Annotated in this window: 14 protein-coding genes; 13 read left to right on the forward strand and 1 reads right to left on the reverse strand. The window is 69.7% G+C overall.

The annotated features are described in order from the left end of the window. Window positions 1-235 precede the first annotated feature (235 nt). The 11 genes from ACFWX1_RS45845 to ACFWX1_RS45895 all read left to right on the forward strand — a co-directional run bounded on the left by ACFWX1_RS45845 (window position 236) and on the right by ACFWX1_RS45895 (window position 12,036). Window positions 236-1,582: an MATE family efflux transporter gene (locus ACFWX1_RS45845; RefSeq protein ID WP_378396229.1), complete on the forward strand. Its 1,347-nt coding sequence runs from the start codon at window positions 236-238 to the stop codon at window positions 1,580-1,582. A gap of 496 nt (window positions 1,583-2,078) precedes the next feature. Then, window positions 2,079-3,413 carry a nitrate/nitrite transporter gene (locus tag ACFWX1_RS45850; protein ID WP_378396230.1) on the forward strand — a complete coding sequence of 445 codons (1,335 nt, stop codon included), beginning with the start codon at window positions 2,079-2,081 and terminating at the stop codon, window positions 3,411-3,413. Window positions 3,414-3,461: 48 nt separating this feature from the next. Further along, the gene (gene truB / locus ACFWX1_RS45855; RefSeq protein WP_378396231.1) at window positions 3,462-4,373 is read left to right on the forward strand and encodes a tRNA pseudouridine(55) synthase TruB; all 912 of its coding nucleotides are present in this window, start codon (window positions 3,462-3,464) and stop codon (window positions 4,371-4,373) included. Between the two features lie 45 nt (window positions 4,374-4,418). After that, entirely contained in the window at window positions 4,419-5,387 is a 969-nt protein-coding gene (locus ACFWX1_RS45860; protein WP_378396232.1) for a bifunctional riboflavin kinase/FAD synthetase, read from the forward strand. Between the two features lie 127 nt (window positions 5,388-5,514). Further along, entirely contained in the window at window positions 5,515-5,991 is a 477-nt protein-coding gene (locus ACFWX1_RS45865) for an XRE family transcriptional regulator (RefSeq protein WP_378324206.1), read from the forward strand. Between the two features lie 3 nt (window positions 5,992-5,994). Further along, window positions 5,995-6,498, forward strand: a complete 504-nt coding sequence (thpR, locus tag ACFWX1_RS45870; protein WP_378396233.1) for an RNA 2',3'-cyclic phosphodiesterase — start codon at window positions 5,995-5,997, stop codon at window positions 6,496-6,498. Between the two features lie 130 nt (window positions 6,499-6,628). Beyond that, the gene (rpsO, locus tag ACFWX1_RS45875; protein WP_345408651.1) at window positions 6,629-6,898 is read left to right on the forward strand and encodes a 30S ribosomal protein S15; all 270 of its coding nucleotides are present in this window, start codon (window positions 6,629-6,631) and stop codon (window positions 6,896-6,898) included. Window positions 6,899-7,131: 233 nt separating this feature from the next. Beyond that, on the forward strand, window positions 7,132-9,387 hold the full coding sequence (locus tag ACFWX1_RS45880) for a polyribonucleotide nucleotidyltransferase (protein ID WP_378396234.1): 2,256 nt from the start codon (window positions 7,132-7,134) through the stop codon (window positions 9,385-9,387). Between the two features lie 95 nt (window positions 9,388-9,482). Next, entirely contained in the window at window positions 9,483-10,847 is a 1,365-nt protein-coding gene (locus ACFWX1_RS45885) for a M16 family metallopeptidase (RefSeq protein ID WP_378396235.1), read from the forward strand. Then, window positions 10,844-11,593 carry a 4-hydroxy-tetrahydrodipicolinate reductase gene (gene dapB / locus ACFWX1_RS45890; RefSeq protein ID WP_378396236.1) on the forward strand — a complete coding sequence of 250 codons (750 nt, stop codon included), beginning with the start codon at window positions 10,844-10,846 and terminating at the stop codon, window positions 11,591-11,593. Before ACFWX1_RS45885 ends, dapB begins: the two co-directional genes overlap by 4 nt. After that, on the forward strand, window positions 11,590-12,036 hold the full coding sequence (locus tag ACFWX1_RS45895; RefSeq protein WP_378396237.1) for a tetratricopeptide repeat protein: 447 nt from the start codon (window positions 11,590-11,592) through the stop codon (window positions 12,034-12,036). The genes dapB and ACFWX1_RS45895 overlap by 4 nt, the downstream gene beginning before the upstream one ends. 3 nt (window positions 12,037-12,039) lie before the next feature. Here the strand turns inward: ACFWX1_RS45895 and ACFWX1_RS45900 are convergent, their stop codons facing one another. Then, complete coding sequence (locus ACFWX1_RS45900) at window positions 12,040-14,985, reverse strand: NACHT domain-containing protein (RefSeq protein WP_378396238.1); 2,946 nt, start codon at window positions 14,983-14,985, stop codon at window positions 12,040-12,042. Window positions 14,986-15,078: 93 nt separating this feature from the next. Between ACFWX1_RS45900 and ACFWX1_RS45905 the strand changes: the two genes are divergently transcribed. Continuing rightward, window positions 15,079-15,924 carry a helix-turn-helix domain-containing protein gene (locus tag ACFWX1_RS45905; RefSeq protein WP_378396239.1) on the forward strand — a complete coding sequence of 282 codons (846 nt, stop codon included), beginning with the start codon at window positions 15,079-15,081 and terminating at the stop codon, window positions 15,922-15,924. A 38-nt stretch (window positions 15,925-15,962) separates the two neighbouring features. Next, the gene (locus ACFWX1_RS45910) at window positions 15,963-16,163 is read left to right on the forward strand and encodes a DUF397 domain-containing protein (RefSeq protein WP_378396240.1); all 201 of its coding nucleotides are present in this window, start codon (window positions 15,963-15,965) and stop codon (window positions 16,161-16,163) included. Window positions 16,164-16,323: the final 160 nt, after the last annotated feature.

Raw genomic sequence — 16,323 nt, forward strand, 5'->3', positions numbered from 1 at the left:
AAGATTCAGCACGTTCTGAGCGCCCCCGAATAAACAGCCTACGGGGTAGGGGTGACGGAAAGCGGGTGGCGCGGTCACCGAGGGACGCCCTCGGTGCGTTGAGTGCGACGGGGGCGTCCCTCGGTGCGGTCAATGCACCCGGGGCGTCCCTCGGTGGACGCGTCGGAATCCGGCCCGGGAAGTTCCCCGCTTCCCGGAGGGCGGAATTGTCGGGGGTGGTCGTTAGGCTCGGCCCGTGCCGAACGATTCCGAACTGGACACCGAGGCCGGGCCCGATGCCGAGCGGATCCCCGCGAAGCGGGTACTGGGTCTCGCCGTGCCCGCGCTGGGAGTGCTCGCCGCCGAGCCGCTGTACGTCCTGGTCGACACCGCGGTCGTCGGCCACCTCGGCGCGCTGCCGCTGGCCGGGCTGGCCGTCGCAGGCGTCGTCCTCGCGCAGGTGTCCACGCAGCTCACGTTCCTGTCCTACGGCACCACGTCCCGCACCGCGCGGCTGCACGGCGCGGGCAGGCGCGCGGACGCCGTCCGCGAGGGCGTGCAGGCCACCTGGCTCGCCGTGCTCGTCGGGCTGGTCCTGCTGGTCGCCGGTCAGCTGCTGGCCGGGCCGGTGGCGCGGGTGCTCACCGGCAACGACGAGATCGCCGCCGCGGCGGTGTCCTGGCTGCGCATCGCCCTGTTCGGGGCCCCGCTGATCCTCATCACCATGGCGGGCAACGGCTGGATGCGCGGGGTGCAGGACGCGACGAGGCCACTGCGCTACGTCCTGGCGGGCAACGGGATCTCGGCGGTGCTGTGCCCGGTGCTGGTGTATGTCGCGGGTTGGGGGCTCGAGGGTTCCGCGATCGCGAACGTCGTCGCGCAGGTGATCTCGGCCGGGCTGTTCGTCGCCGCGCTGGTGCGCGAGCGGGTGTCGCTGCGCCCGGAGTTCGGCGTCATGCGGGCACAGCTGGGCCTCGGCCGGGACCTCGTGCTGCGCAGCCTCGCGTTCCAGGCGTGCTTCGTCTCCGCAGCCGCCGTCGCCGCGCGGACGTCGGCGGAGGCGGTGGGCGCGCACCAGGTCGTGCTCCAGCTCTGGACGTTCCTCTCGCTCGTGCTCGACTCGCTGGCCATCGCCGCGCAGTCGCTGATCGGGGCCGCGCTCGGGGCGGGAGTAGCACGTCAGGCCCGGGGCGTCGCCGGGCAGATCACCGGCTACGGGCTGGTGTTCGGCTGCGTGCTCGGCGTGGTCTTCGCCGGACTGTCGGGCCTGCTGCCACACGCCTTCACGACGGACCCGGGCGTGCTCGGCGAGATCCCGCACGCGTGGTGGTTCTTCGTGGCGCTGCAACCGATCGCCGGAGTGGTGTTCGCCCTCGACGGGGTCCTGCTCGGCGCCGGCGACGCGGCCTTCCTGCGCACCGCGACACTGCTCAGCGCGGCGCTCGGGTTCCTCCCGATGGTGTGGGCGTCGCTCGCCTTCGGCTGGGGATTGACCGGGATCTGGGTCGGCCTGTCCGCGTTCATGGTGCTGCGGCTCGTGTCGCTGCTGTACCGCTGGCGCTCCGGCGACTGGGCCGTCACCGGCGCCATCCGCTCCGCCTGACCCCGGCCTGCGAGTCCCACGTTCGGCGGACTGCGGCCACCCGCCCGAAGCCGCTCACGTCGTGAACGACGCGTTCGGGACACACGGGGTCAGCCCACGTCGCGAACGACGCGCCGGGGGCGGTGAGCGTCGCCAACGACGCGTTCGGGACGTCCGAGGCGTGGCCATGTCGCGAACGCTCCGTTCGGGACGTTCAACGTCGGCAACGCGTCGTTCGCGACGTGCCGAGCCCCGCCACCCACGAATCCCCGCTCCGGCGGCCCACCAGCCGGGCGCGACGAGAGAGCGAACTCGCGTGCTGGAGAAGCGAACTCGCGTGACCAGACGGAGAACTCGCGTGTTTGGGCGGAGAAGTCGTTGCGGAGGGCGCAACTGGCCGCGCTGTGTGGGCAAAGACACCCGGGTAACGGCTAGGTTTCGGCGTTGCTTAGGCGATACAACTGATACGGCGGCAACGGGGACGCCTGTGTCCGTACCGAACCCTGGGGAGGAACCCGTGTCGCCCGCCACCGGCCGAGTCACCGCCACGAGCCGGGCCTGGCTCATCTGGGTGGCCGCCGTCACGGTGTACCTCCTCGCGGTCTTCCACCGCACCTCCTTCGGCGTGGCCGGGCTGCAGGCCGCCGAACGCTTCGGCGTCGGCGCGGCCGCGCTGGGCACCTTCACCGTCCTCCAGGTCGGCGTCTACGCGGCGATGCAGATCCCCACCGGCGTGCTCGTCGACCGCTACGGCCCGCGCCGGATCCTCATCGCCGCCCTGCTCTTCCTCGGCCTCGGCCAGGTCCTGCTCGGCGTCGCCCAGTCCTACGCGCTCGGCCTCGTCGCCCGCGGCATCCTCGGCTTCGGCGACGCGCTCACCTTCGTCAGCGTGCTGCGGCTGGTCGCGGCGCATTTCCCCGGCCGCCAGTACGCCGTCCTGACCTCGCTCACCGGCGCGGTCGGCTACGTTGGGAACCTCGCCGCCACCGTCCCGCTGACGCTCCTGCTCGAAGGACCCGGCTGGGTGCCGACGTTCCTGACCGTCGGGCTTGTCACCGTCGCCTACGCCGCCGTGGTCGTCCTGCGGGTGCGCGACGTCCCGCACGGCGAGCCCGAGCCCGTCCGCGAACGGGTACACCCCAAGGCATTGGGCCGTCAGGTGATCCGCGCGTGGAAGGTGCCGGGGACGCGGCTCGGCTTCTGGGTGCACTTCACCACCATGTTCGCGCCGAACGTGCTGACGTTGTTGTGGGGTATGCCTTTCCTCGTGCAGGGCCAGGGCCTGCCGAAGGCCTCGGCGAGCGCGCTGCTGACGGTGTTCGTCTTCGGCTCGATGATCGGCGGCCCGCTCGTCGGCGGGATCATCGGGCGGCACCCGTCGCTGCGGATGCCGCTCGTGGGCGGCTACCTCGGCGGCGCCGCGCTGGTGTGGGCGGTCCTGCTCGGCTGGAGCGGCCCGATCCCGACGGCCGTCCTGGTGCCCGCGTTCGCCTTCCTCGCGCTCGGCGGTCCGGCGTCGATGATCGGCTTCGCCCTCGCCCGCGACTACAACCCGCTCCGGCGCGTCGGCACGGCGACCGGCGTCGTCAACGTCGGTGGCTTCGTCGCCACGACGCTCGCGGCGCTGTCCATCGGCGTGCTGCTGCAGTGGACCGGCGGGAACTTCCGCGTCGCGCTGCTGGCGGTCGTCGCGTTCCTGATGCTCGGCACGTCACGCGTGCTCGTGTGGTGGCGCCGTACCCGCGCGCACCTGTTCGCCGCCGAAGCACGCGGCGAGACGGTCCCGGTCCGCATCCGCAGGCGCCGCTGGGACGCCGAACCGGCCGAAACCCCTGTGGCGGCCGCAAGTTGATCACCGGCGCCTCCGGGCGGCGGAACCCCGCTCGATAGGGTTCGCCCCGTGTCACGCCCCAAACAGCCCCGCCCCGCCCCGCCGCCCGGTCTCCTCATCGTCGACAAGCCCGCCGGGATGACCTCGCACGACGTCGTCGCCCGCGCCCGCCGCATCATGGGCACCCGCAAGGTCGGCCACGCGGGCACGCTCGACCCGATGGCCACCGGCGTCCTCGTCCTCGGCATCGAACGGGCGACCAAGCTGCTGGGCCACCTCGCGCTGGACCGCAAGACCTACCTCGCGACGCTGTCGCTGGGCCGGTCCACCACCACCGACGACGCCGAGGGCGAGATCCTCACCGACGCCGACCCCGCCGCCCTCGCGAAGATCACCGACGAGGACATCGCCGCCGGGATCGCGAAGCTCACCGGCGACATCCAGCAGGTCCCGAGCGCGGTCTCCGCGGTCAAGATCGACGGCAAGCGCGCCTATGCCAGGGTCCGCGCCGGCGAAGAGGTCGTGCTGCCGCCGCGGCCGGTCACCGTCTACCGCTTCGACCTCCTGGCCACCCGCCGCGAAGAGGACAGGATCGAGCTGGACGCCGTCGTCGAATGCTCGTCCGGGACCTACGTCCGCGCGCTCGCCCGCGACCTCGGCGCCGGGCTCGGCATCGGCGGCCACCTCCAGGCACTGCGGCGCACCACGGTCGGCCCCTTCACCCTGGCCAAGGCGCGGACGCTCGATCAGCTGGAGGACAAGCCCGAACTCTCGCTCGATCTCGACGCCGCCGTCGCCGCCGCCTTCCCGCGCCGCGATCTCGACGCCGCCACCGCCCGCGCGATCCGGCACGGGCAGCGCATCCCGGCCGCCGGGATCGAAGGCACCTACGGCCTCTTCGCTCCGGACGGCCGGGTCCTCGCGCTGGCCGCCGACGAGGAGGGCGTGGCCCGTTCGGTGGTCGTGCTGCTGCCCGCATAGGGTGGGACACGGCGAGAGACAACGGCTGTGGGAGAGAAGGCGAAAGTGCAGCGTTGGCGTGGTCTGGGGGACCTTCCCGGCAGCTGGGGCCGGTGTGTGATCACCATCGGCATCTTCGACGGCGTGCATCGCGGGCATCAGGAGCTGATCAAGCGGACGGTGCGCGCGGCCGCCGAGCTGAACGTGCCGAGCGTGGTGCTGACCTTCGACCCGCACCCGTCCGAGGTGCTGCGCCCCGGGAGCCATCCCGCGCAGCTGACCTCGTTGCGGCGCAAGGCGGAACTCATCGAGGGCCTCGGCGTCGACGTGTTCGCGGTGCTGCCGTTCACCCTCGAGCTGTCCCGGCTCCCGCCGCACGAGTTCGTGCACGAGATCCTGGTCGACCGGCTGCACGTGGCCGAGGTGTTCGTGGGGGAGAACTTCACCTTCGGCGCCAAGGCCGCCGGGGACATCGCGCTGCTGCGCACGCTCGGCAAGCGGTTCGGTTTCGTCGCCTACGGCGCCGAACTGCAGGGCCGCTCACTGTCCGAGAAGGACAAAGCGGCCAGCCAGATCACGTTCTCCTCGACCTACGTCCGCTCCTGCATCGACGCCGGTGACGTGGTCGCCGCCGCCGAAGCGCTGGGCAGGCCGCACCGTCTCGAAGGGATAGTGGTCCGCGGCGACGGCCGGGGCCACGATCTCGGCTACCCGACGGCGAACCTGTCCACCCCGCGCTTCGCGGCCGTTCCCGCCGACGGTGTCTACAGTGCCTGGTTCACCCGATCGTCCGAACCGGACCGGAAGCTGGCCGCCGCGGTGTCGGTCGGCACCAACCCGACGTTCTCCGGCCGCGAGCGCACGGTCGAGGCCTTCGTGCTCGACCTCGAAGAGGACTTCTACGGCCAGCACGTGGCACTGGACTTCGTCACCCGGCTTCGCGATCAGGTCCGGTTTTCCCGCTCCGAGGATCTGGTCAAGCAGATCGACGACGACGTGGTCCGCACCAGAGAAGCACTGCGGTCCGAGCGCTGATCGTCCCCCGGTCGGGCCAGCCGGGGTGGTGAAACGTCTGTTTCGCCCTCACCGGCGGCTCCGGGGTGGCAAGATGCTCACGGCGGTGCGAGACCGACGAAATAGCGGGCTAACGGGAGCGGAACTGGTGGAGGACCACAAGATCGTCCAGCGGAACATCGCGCTGCAGCGCGAGTGGTACGGGGAACCACTCGGCGATCGGGTGCGCCGCCTGGTGGTCGCCTTCGACGTTTCGCAGGCCTTCCTCGCCGAGGTGCTCGGCATCAGCGCCCCGATGCTCAGCCAGGTGATGAGCGGCCGCCGCGCCAAGATCGGCAACCCGGTCGTGCTCGCGCGGATGATCATGCTGGAACGCAAGACACTGGTGCCCGACGTCGCCGCGGGCAACCGCGAGGCGATTCTCGCCGCGCTGGAGGACGTCCGCGACGCCCGCCCGACGGTCGGCAGGGACAACCTGCCGGTCGGCACCGCCGACGACCGGGCCGTGCTCGCCGCGCTGCGCGACATCGCCGAGGACGAGGATCTCGGCGAGGCCGCCAAACGGCTCGGCGACGACTTCCCGGCGCTGGCCGATCTTCTCCGCCGCGCCGGAGCGCACACCTAGCCCGTGCACGTCTTCAGCGCGCTGATGCCGCCCGCGGACGTCGTCGACGCGCTCGCCGCGGAGCTGGGGGAGCGCGGTGGCGGCCGGCTGCGCTGGTCCTTGCCGGAGGACTGGCACGTCACACTGGGTTTCTACGGCCACGCCGACGCGGCCGAACGCGCCGGGTGGCTCCGGGAAAGGCTCGCCGGACGGCCCGCGATCGACGTCCGGCTGGAAAATGCCGGGACGTTCCCCGGCGTCCTGTGGTTGACTGTCGCCAGTGAGGGGCTGACGGCGCTGGCGCTGGCGGCCGGGGCGGACGCCGAGGCGCGGCCGTACCGGGCGCATCTGACACTGGCCCGCTTCCCCCGGGAGGAACCGGAGTTCGTCCGGCCGTGGAAGACACGGCTGGCCCGCTTCTCGAGCCGCGCCTGGACGGCCACCGAGGTGGTCCTGATGCGCAGCGAGCGAACCCCGGACGGGTCACGCTATCGAGTGACGGACCGGTTCCCGCTGGAGCGCGCCTGAGGGCCGCGATCACGCTGCTGGTAGCCTTGACAATCGGGTCCGGCTGCAGTCCGTGGCGGCCGTGACCGTCTCACCCGGCGTCGATCACGTCCGGGCCGCACGGCACTGACACAACCAAGGAGCACCACCAGTGGCACTGTCCACCGAAGAGAAGAAGTCGATCCTGGCCGAGTACGGCGTGCACGACTCGGACACCGGATCCCCCGAGGCCCAGGTCGCGCTGCTGACCAAGCGCATCATCGGCCTCACCGAGCACCTCAAGGAGCACAAGCACGACCACCACTCGCGTCGTGGCCTCCTGCTGCTCGTCGGCCGCCGTCGCCGGCTGCTGAACTACGTCAACAAGGTGGACGTCGAGCGTTACCGTGCGCTGATCCAGCGTCTCGGCCTGCGCCGATAGCGTGAAACCGGGGGGAGTGGCCACGGCCACTCCCCCCGGTCGCATAAGAAGAGAACCGGCGCGAGCGCGCACGAGGAATCCGTCCGCCGGTCCTCGGTAGTGGTTCCCGGGAAACGGTTCCCGGGGGCTTCGATCGAAGACCGGCCTCACTCCTCGAGCGTCCTCAGGCGAAACGGGTCCCAGGATGGGAGACTCGCGCCGTTGCATGAGGAACTAAAGAGGAGATACACCCTATGACCGACTCCACCGGAGTCACCGTGCACGAAACCGAAGCCGTGCTCGACAACGGCCGTTTCGGCACCCGCACCGTGCGTTTCGAGACCGGCAGGCTGGCCAAGCAGGCCGCCGGCGCCGTCGTCGCGTACCTCGACGAAGAGACCATGCTGCTCTCGGCGACCACCGCGTCGAAGCACCCGAAGGAGCACTTCGACTTCTTCCCGCTGACCGTGGACGTCGAGGAGCGCATGTACGCCGCGGGCCGCATCCCCGGCGCGTTCTTCCGCCGCGAGGGCCGCCCGTCGACCGACGCGATCCTCACCGCCCGCCTGATCGACCGCCCGCTGCGCCCGTCGTTCACCGACGGCCTCCGCAACGAGATCCAGGTCGTCATCACCGTCCAGAGCCTCAACCCGGACGACCCGTACGACGTGCTGGCCATCAACGCCGCCTCGGCGTCGACCCAGATCGCCGGGCTCCCGTTCTCCGGCCCGATCGGCGGCGTCCGCGTCGCGCTGATCGAGGACCAGTGGGTCGGGTTCCCGACCTGGGAGCAGCTGGAGAAGGCGACCTTCAACATGGTCGTCGCCGGCCGCATCGTCGGTGACGACGTCGCGATCATGATGGTCGAGGCCGAGGGCACCGAGCACACGCTCGACCTGGTCGCCGCCGGTGCCAAGGGCCCGAACGAGGTCACCGTGGCCGAGGGCCTGGAGGCCGCGAAGCCGTTCATCAAGGTGCTGTGCGAGGCGCAGCAGCGCCTCGCCGACGTCTCCGCCAAGCCGACCGGCGAGTTCCCGGTCTACCCGGCCTACCAGCAGGACGTCTACGACGCGGTCGCCGCGATCGCCACCGACGACCTGGCCGCCGCGCTGCAGATCGCGGGCAAGCAGGACCGCGACCACGCGACCGACGAGGTCAAGGCCGCGGTGCTGGAGAAGATCGGCATCGGCGAGGGCGAGGCCTTCGAGGGCCGCGAGAAGGAGATCGGCGGCGCGTTCAAGGCGTTGTCGAAGAAGATCATGCGCAAGCGGGTCCTCACCGACAAGATCCGCATGGACGGCCGCGGCCTGACCGACATCCGGTCGCTCTCGGCCGAGGTCGCCGTGGTCCCGCGGGCGCACGGCTCGGCGCTGTTCGAGCGCGGCGAGACCCAGATCCTGGGCATCACCACGCTGAACATGCTGCGCATGGAGCAGCAGATCGACTCGCTCTCCCCGGAGACGACGAAGCGCTACCTGCACCACTACAACTTCCCGCCGTTCTCCACCGGCGAGACCGGCCGCGTCGGTTCGCCGAAGCGGCGCGAGATCGGCCACGGCATGCTCGCCGAGCGCGCCCTGGTCCCGGTCCTGCCGAAGCGGGACGAGTTCCCGTACGCGATCCGCCAGGTCTCCGAGGCGCTGGGCTCCAACGGCTCGACCTCGATGGGTTCGGTCTGCGCGTCCACCATGGGCCTGTTCAACGCCGGCGTGCCGCTGAAGGCGCCGGTCGCGGGCATCGCGATGGGCCTGATCTCCGACGAGGTCGACGGCGAGACCCGCTACGTCGCGCTGACCGACATCCTCGGTGCCGAGGACGCCATGGGCGACATGGACTTCAAGGTCGCCGGCACCAAGGACCTGATCACCGCGCTGCAGCTGGACACCAAGCTCGACGGCATCCCGTCCGAGGTGCTCGCCGCCGCGCTGAACCAGGCGAAGGACGCCCGGCTCACCATCCTGGAGGTCATCGCCGAGGCGATCGACGGCCCGGACGAGATGAGCCCGTACGCCCCGCGCGTCACCAGCGTGAAGATCCCGGTCGACAAGATCGGCGAGGTCATCGGGCCGAAGGGCAAGATGATCAACTCGATCACCGAGGAGACCGGCGCCGACATCTCCATCGAGGACGACGGCACGATCTACGTGGGCGCGGCCGACGGCCCGTCGGCGGAGGCGGCGATCGACAAGATCAACGCGATCGCCAACCCGCAGCTGCCCAAGGTCGGGGAGCGCTTCCTCGGCACCGTGGTGAAGACGGCCGCGTTCGGCGCGTTCGTCTCGCTGCTGCCGGGCAAGGACGGCCTGGTGCACATCTCGAAGCTGGGCAACGGCAAGCGGATCGCCAAGGTCGAGGACGTGGTCAACGTGGGCGACAAGCTCCGCGTCGAGATCGCCGACATCGACAACCGCGGCAAGATCAGCCTGATCGTGGTCAAGGACGAGGACGCCGCCAAGCCCGCCGAGGGTGACGCGCCCGCCGCCGACGCCGAGAAGGCCGACGCGAAGTAAGTCCGCTTCGTCAGAAGTAGTGGTCCGTGAAGGCCTCCATCACAGCGCTCAGCTCTGTGATGGAGGCCTTCACGGCACGCCCGAGTAAGGATCCGATGGCACGGCAGGTTTCCGGGCACGAGCAGCCCGTCGGCAGTACCCGCACGCTGGAGTCCACTTCGGACGGTGCGGTGGTCAAGCGGAGCGTGCTCCCCGGCGGCCTGCGGGTCATCACCGAGCACGTCCCGGCGTCGCGCTCGGCCACGGTCGGGCTGTGGGTCGGCATCGGCTCCCGCGACGAGCCGATCGCGGTGGCCGGCGCCGCGCACTACCTGGAACACCTGCTGTTCAAGGGAACCGCGAACCGGGACGCCACCGCGATCGCCGAGGAGATCGACGCCGTCGGCGGCGAGTTCAACGCCTTCACCGCCAAGGAACACACCTGCTACTACGCGCAGGTGCTCGACGCGGATCTCCCGGTCGCCATGGACCTGGTCACCGACGTCGTGTTCGAGGCGCTGTGCGCGGACAGCGACGTCGAGACCGAGCGCAGCGTCGTGCTGGAGGAGATCTCCATGCGCGACGACGACCCCGAGGACCTGCTGCACGAGACGTTCGTCGGCGCGATCCTCGGCGAGCACCCGCTGGGACGTCCGGTGCTCGGCACCGAGAAGTCCATCATCGAGATGTCCGCGTCGGCGCTGCGCGGGTTCTACAAGCGCCGCTACACCCTGCCGCGGATGGTGCTCGCGGTCGCCGGGAACGTCGAGCACGCGCAGGTGCTTCGCTTGGTGCGCAAGGCTTTGCGTGACAGGCTGAACGGCGCCGGGACGCCCGTCGCACCGCGTGCCGGGAAAGCCCGCGTCCGCACGGCGCGGAAGCTCGCCCTGCACACCGACGACACCGAGCAGGCCCACGTGATGCTCGGCCTGCACTCGCTGTCGAGGCACGACGAACGCCGCTTCGCGCTGTCGGTGCTCAACGCCGCGCTCGGCGGCGGGATGAGCTCGCGGCTGTTCCAGGAGGTCCGTGAGAAGCGCGGCCTGGCGTACCAGGTGTACTCGTCTGTCGCGAGCTACGCCGACACCGGCCACATGGCCGTGTACGCCGGTTGCCAGCCGGAGCGGCTCGGCGAGGTCGCCGGGGTGATCCGCGAGGTGCTCGACCAGGTCGCGCTGAACGGCCTGTCCGACGCCGAGGTCAAGCGCGCCAAGGGACAGCTGCGCGGCGGCATCGTGCTCGGGCTGGAGGACACCAGCTCGCGGATGTCCCGCATCGGCAAGAACGAACTGAACTACGGCCGGTACCTCGGCGTGGACGACACGGTCGCCCGGATCGACGCCGTCACCACCGAGGACGTGTGTGCGCTCGCTCGCACTCTGCTGCGCCGTCCCGGCGGGGTGTCGGCGGCCGCGGTCGTCGGCCCGTACGCTCACGCCGACGACCTGCCCGACGATCTGCACGAGGTGATCGCATCATGACCGGAACTCCGATTCGCGTGGGCGTACTCGGCGCCCGTGGCCGGATGGGTGCCGAGGTGGTCAGCGCCGCCGAGGCCGCGCCGGACATGGAGGTCGTCGCGGCGGTCGACGCCGGGGACGATCTGGCGGCGCTCACCGGAGCCCAGGTCGTCGTCGACTTCACCCACCCCGACGCGGTGATGGACAACCTGCGTTTCCTTGTCGAGCACGACATCCACGCCGTCGTCGGCACCACCGGGTTCTCCTCGGGGCGGATCGCCCAGGTGCGCAGCTGGCTGAAGGACAAGCCGTCGCTGGGCGTGCTGATCGCGCCGAACTTCGCGCTCGGCGCGGTGCTGGCGATGCGCTTCGCCGAGCAGGCCGCGAAGTTCTACGACTCCGCCGAGATCATCGAGCTGCACCACAACCGCAAGGCCGACGCGCCGTCCGGCACCGCGACACACACCGCGCAGCTGATCGGCAAGGCCCGCGTCCAGGCGGGGATCACGCCGGGCGAGGACGCGACGACGTCCGAAGTGGACGGTGCGCGCGGCGCGGTGATCTTCGACGTCCGGGTGCACTCGGTCCGGCTGCCCGGCCTGGTCGCGCACGAGGAGATCCTGTTCGGCGGCCAGGGCGAGACCCTGACCATCCGCCACGACTCGATGGACCGGACGTCGTTCATGCCGGGCGTGCTGCTCGGCGTCCGCTCGGTGCTCACCAAGCCCGGCCTGACGGTCGGCCTGGAGAACGTGCTCGACCTGTGAAAGCCCGCAACTTCGCGCTGGTGATGACCGCCGCGCTGGTGGTCTACCTGGTGCTGCTGGCCGGCCGCGCGTTCGCGTTGTTCGAGACCGGGGAGCCGGTCGGGATCCTGCTCGGCGCCGGGGTGTTGCTGCTGCCCTTGCTCGGGATCTGGGTCGCCGTGGTGACCTGGCGTTCCGGCGTCCAGATCCAGCGCCTCGCGCGGCGCCTGGAGTCGGAGGGTGCACTGCCGGACGTTTCGGACCTCCCGCGCCGCCCGTCCGGACGTGTCGACCGGGACGCCGCCGACGCGTGGTTCGACGCGCGGCGCGCGGAGGTGGAGGCGAACCAGGAAGACTGGCGTGCCTGGTACAAGCTGGCTTACGCCTACGACATCGCGGGCGACCGGCGCCGCGCACGCGCGACCATGCGCAAGGCCGTCCAGTTGGAGTCGGCGGACCGCTGACGCTCAGCCGACGGCGAGCACGATCGCCCCGCTGAGCAGCCCGTTCTCCTGGCTCTGTTCGAGCGCGGTCAGCCCGGCCACGATCTCCCACAACGTCGCCTGGTGGGCGCTGAACGACGGCTCTCCGGCCAGGCACAGCGCGGCGAGGCGGACCGCTGTGAACGTCTCTCGCGGGATCTCGGTGTGCATGGAAGCCAGGGCTTTGCCGAACTCCCGGACGGTGCCGGTCACTGCGTGCAGCCACGTACCGGGTTCCGGCCGCAGGGCCGCAGCACACAGGTCGTCGATCTTCTCGCGGAGGACGCCGGGTGGGATCAGGTACTGGAACTCCGTCTGTTCCGGAATCTGTGCCAGAAAGGCGGTGGGGAAGTCGGGCGCGGCTTCGACCGTCTGACGTGCTTCGCGCCGCACTTGTTCCACGGCTTGCCCCAGTACGGTCCCGGTCATCTGGCGGAAGCGGGGGAGGATCCCGACCGGATCCTCCTGGAGCGCGGACGCGTCCCAGGTGGGCAGGTCGTCGACACCGAGCAGCAGCGATTCCACTGTGGACATGATGTTGACGGCTTCGTCGTAGCCGATCGGCGCTCCGCCCCGGCGTGCAGCCTGGATGTCGTCGGCGACCCAGTCGAACTCACCGAGACTGCTTTTCCCTTCGTACAACAGGTTTCTGGGGAAGTCGTCGAGGCCGAGCGCTTTGTCCAGCCGGGTCGCCGGGGGTGCGAGACCGTTCCCGGAATGGATCTTCCCGAGCAGCTTCCCGGCATAACCGCCGTCCGCCTTGCTGATCGCCAAGGCGAGCCACAGCAGCATCAGCCGGGTCTGCGGCAGCTCCGGACGGCGAAGGTCGGCGTCCACTCGCCGTCGCACGGTTTCCGCGTCGATCTCGTACGGATCGCCGCCTCGCCGGAAGGTCCACAACTCGGGGCCGTCCTCGCCGGTGATCCAGAGACTGCCGATCCCGGCTTCCCGGATCATCGCCCGCACCGGCGGTGTCTCCACCTCCTCGAACGAGGGAAGCCGATAGGACGGACCGCCGCTGGTCACCTCGTTGGCCCAGGCGACGAGCCCCGCCGCGTCCTTGGCCCCCAACCCCGCGGCCGGGCGCGTGGCCTCGATGGCCGCGATGGATTCCACGCGATACAACGCGACCGCGCGTTCGTTCAACGGCGAGCGGCAGATCGCCACGGTGTCTCCGAGCCTGATCCGGCCGCGCAGTTCCCGGGTGAGCAGCGCACCCACGAGTTGTTTGTGCAGCTCGGGTTCCGTCGCAGGCGAATATGCGCGGTCAAGCAGCCGGTCCACCTGTTCTTGTACTTTCTCCGACAGACCCACACCTTGTTTGGCGCAGTCGAGGGCGAGAATCAGCGCCGTGCTGTTGTCCGACTCGAGGCAGGCGCGGACGATCTTGTCCGCGGACGTACGGGCCGCATAGAGCAGCGTCGTCTCGCGCCACCACGGTTCCGTGACGTTTTCGACCAGCACGTGTTCCAGCTGTTCGATCCGGATGTGCTCGGACGCCAGGTATTCCTGCAGCGTCTGGTGGGCGAAGGTGAAGATCTCCGATTCACGCTCGATGAGCAGGCCGTTCGATGCGAGGTCGGCGAGCAGGTCTTCGGCGGTAGGCGCTTCGGTGCGTTGCCTGCCTCGACGCCGCAGTGCCGCGAGCAGATCCTCGCGCGAGACGTCCCGGGTGTGCTCGCGCATCATGTCGAACGCGAGCCGCCGCAGCAGAGGCTCCTTGATTTCGGCGCCGAGCACCGGCAGGTCCTTGGCTTCCTGGCGCGTACGCAGCACGACCCGGCAGATTTCGCCGTACAGCTCGGCCCGGCTGCCGGGCAGCGCGCCGGACTCGCGGTGCACGTTGGCGATCATGGTCAGCAGCAAGGGATTGACCGTGAGTTCGTACAGTTCCGGTGATCGCTTGAGCCGGTCCAGCAGATCCGCCGACCGGGCCTTCGCGGCCGCGCGCCCGTCGCCCGCCGAGGCCTGGCTCTCGACGGCCAGATACCAGGCCCGGACGAACGCGTCGACCTGCTCGTCGGTGAACGGGCGCACCTGGAGCACGACGGCGCCCTCGATCCGCGCGGACCGGTAGCCCTGCGGCCGGGAGGTGATCACGAAGTCGTTGCGCGCGTAGCGGGTGCACTGCCGCTCGACCCAGCGGGCCACCTCGGTGCGGTCCCGCTGGTCCGCGACTTCGTCGAAACCGTCCAGCAGCACGACGCAGCGTCCGGAGGACAGCTGTAGCTCGAACCAGCCGGCGGCGCCGTCGATGCCGTACTGCTTGACTTGCCGCCCGATCAGTTCGGACAGGGCCACCTGCGGGTTCGCGACGATCGCGGTGGCGTGGTCGCGCAGGAAGAGCAGGACCGGGATCGGGCGCCTGCCCCGCCGGGAGCGGCAGAGGTGGCGGGCGGTGTGCCGCAGCAGCGTCGTCTTTCCGCTGCCGGGCGCGCCGAGCACCGCGAGCACCACCGGTTTAGGTTGGCCGATGAGCGTGCCGAGCTTGAGCCGTCCCGTTCCGGAGTCGTCCGTGAGCAACCCGGCGGGGACGCGGTCCGGCGCCTGGTACATCAGGCTGACGTCGACGTAGACCTCGTCCAGTTCGGGTGTGTAGAAGCCGACGACCGCGAGCCCGCGCAGGTCGACGTACCGTAAGGAGGCGGCCAGGACCCGCCGGTATCGCCGGGCGTAGCGCGAAAGCCGCATCCGGACGGCCTGGTCGGTCCGGTCGGCCACCCGGCCCGTCCAGCGTTGCCGGAGTTCGCGCCAGACGTCCCGGAAGAACCCGCCCATGGCGAGGAGCGCGAGGTAGCAGACGCTCAGCACCACGGTGAGCACCCGATCCTCGGCGACCGTGCCCCACCACACGCCGAGCCCCACCACGGGCAGGCTGCCGAGCACCGCCAGCCCGGCGACACGCTTCTTCGAACTCCCAGTGTCCGTCATCGCGCATCATCTTCGCACCCCGAGCCCCGGTGTTACACGGTAGATACACCGGTAGTTCAAACGGGGAATGGACTCCGTTCGTACGATCAGGACATGAAGCCGACTTCCATGTCGCCCTGTTCTCAGGTGCTCGCAGCCTCGCTTCGTGAGATCCGCAACGAGGCTGGGCTCTCGCTGCGTGGGCTGGCACGCAAGCTGAAAACGGATCCGGGGATGTTGTCCTTTTGGGAACGGTCTCTCCGTTCGCCAAGCCTCGAGCAGGTGGCGAGAATTCTTGGCTGCTTGGGAGTGGACAACGAACGCTTCGAACGCTTACTGCACTTGGCCCGCCACACATACGACACCAATTGGCTTTCCGGAGGAGTGGGACCGTCCTCCAGTGACCTGTCCGAGGGTGTGATCGGACTAGTGGAATGCGAGCGAGCGGCCAAACAGGTCATCAACTGGCAGCCGGTCGTCTTTCAGGGTCTTCTGCAGACCGCCGACTACGCACACGCGATCTTGATGGAGGAAGACATCAGTCAGGAGCAGGCTGACCTGCGCCTGGTCGCGCGACTTGACCGGCAGAAGTTTCTTAGGCGAGAAGATCCGCTGATGCTGACTGCTATCGTCGCGGAATCTGTTCTTTTCAATCAGGTCGGTAATGAGGACATTATGTCGGACCAAATCGACCACCTGCTAGTTGTGACCGAGCTGCCGAATGTATCGTTCCGAATCGTTCCTGACGATGGGAAGTATCAGCGTTGGCAAACTCGCTCTTTTGTACTCTTCGAGTTTGACGACCGGCCACACGTCGTCCACCAGGAGCACCCGCCAGCGGGCTCGTTCCTCGAAGACGCCGATGAGGTCGTCACTCATCGCGGATTGGCTTGCAGGTTGCTGGACAGAGCGTTGACGGAAGAAGATTCTCGGGCAAGGCTCAAAGAACTTGTCAGGTAACCGGAGGTTGGGATTTGGCGAGTGTGGTCTGGCGCAAGTTGAGCCACAGCACTGAGAAGCGTGACTGCGTCGAGGTAGCGCTCAGCTGGGCCAAGTCGAGCCACAGCACTGAACAAGGCGACTGCGTCGAGGTGGCCATCAGCGAAGCCGTCGGTATTCGCGATACCAAGGACCGCGCCTCCGGCCACCTCACCGTCTCCCGTCAGGCCTGGCGCGCCGCGCTCCGCGTCCTCGGCTGACGGTGCGCCGCGCGAACCCGTCTGGCATCCTGCCCGGATCGCGCGGAAAGATCAGGTAGCCGCCCTGAAGGACGCCTTCAGGGCGTCAGCCCGGATCCACCGGTGCGCAGGCCCTGAGCGTCGCGAACGCTCCGTTGGCGACGTTCAGCGTCCCGAACGG

Origin of the sequence: Amycolatopsis sp. NPDC059021, assembly GCF_042739895.1 — a bacterium.
Lineage (GTDB): Bacteria > Actinomycetota > Actinomycetes > Mycobacteriales > Pseudonocardiaceae > Amycolatopsis.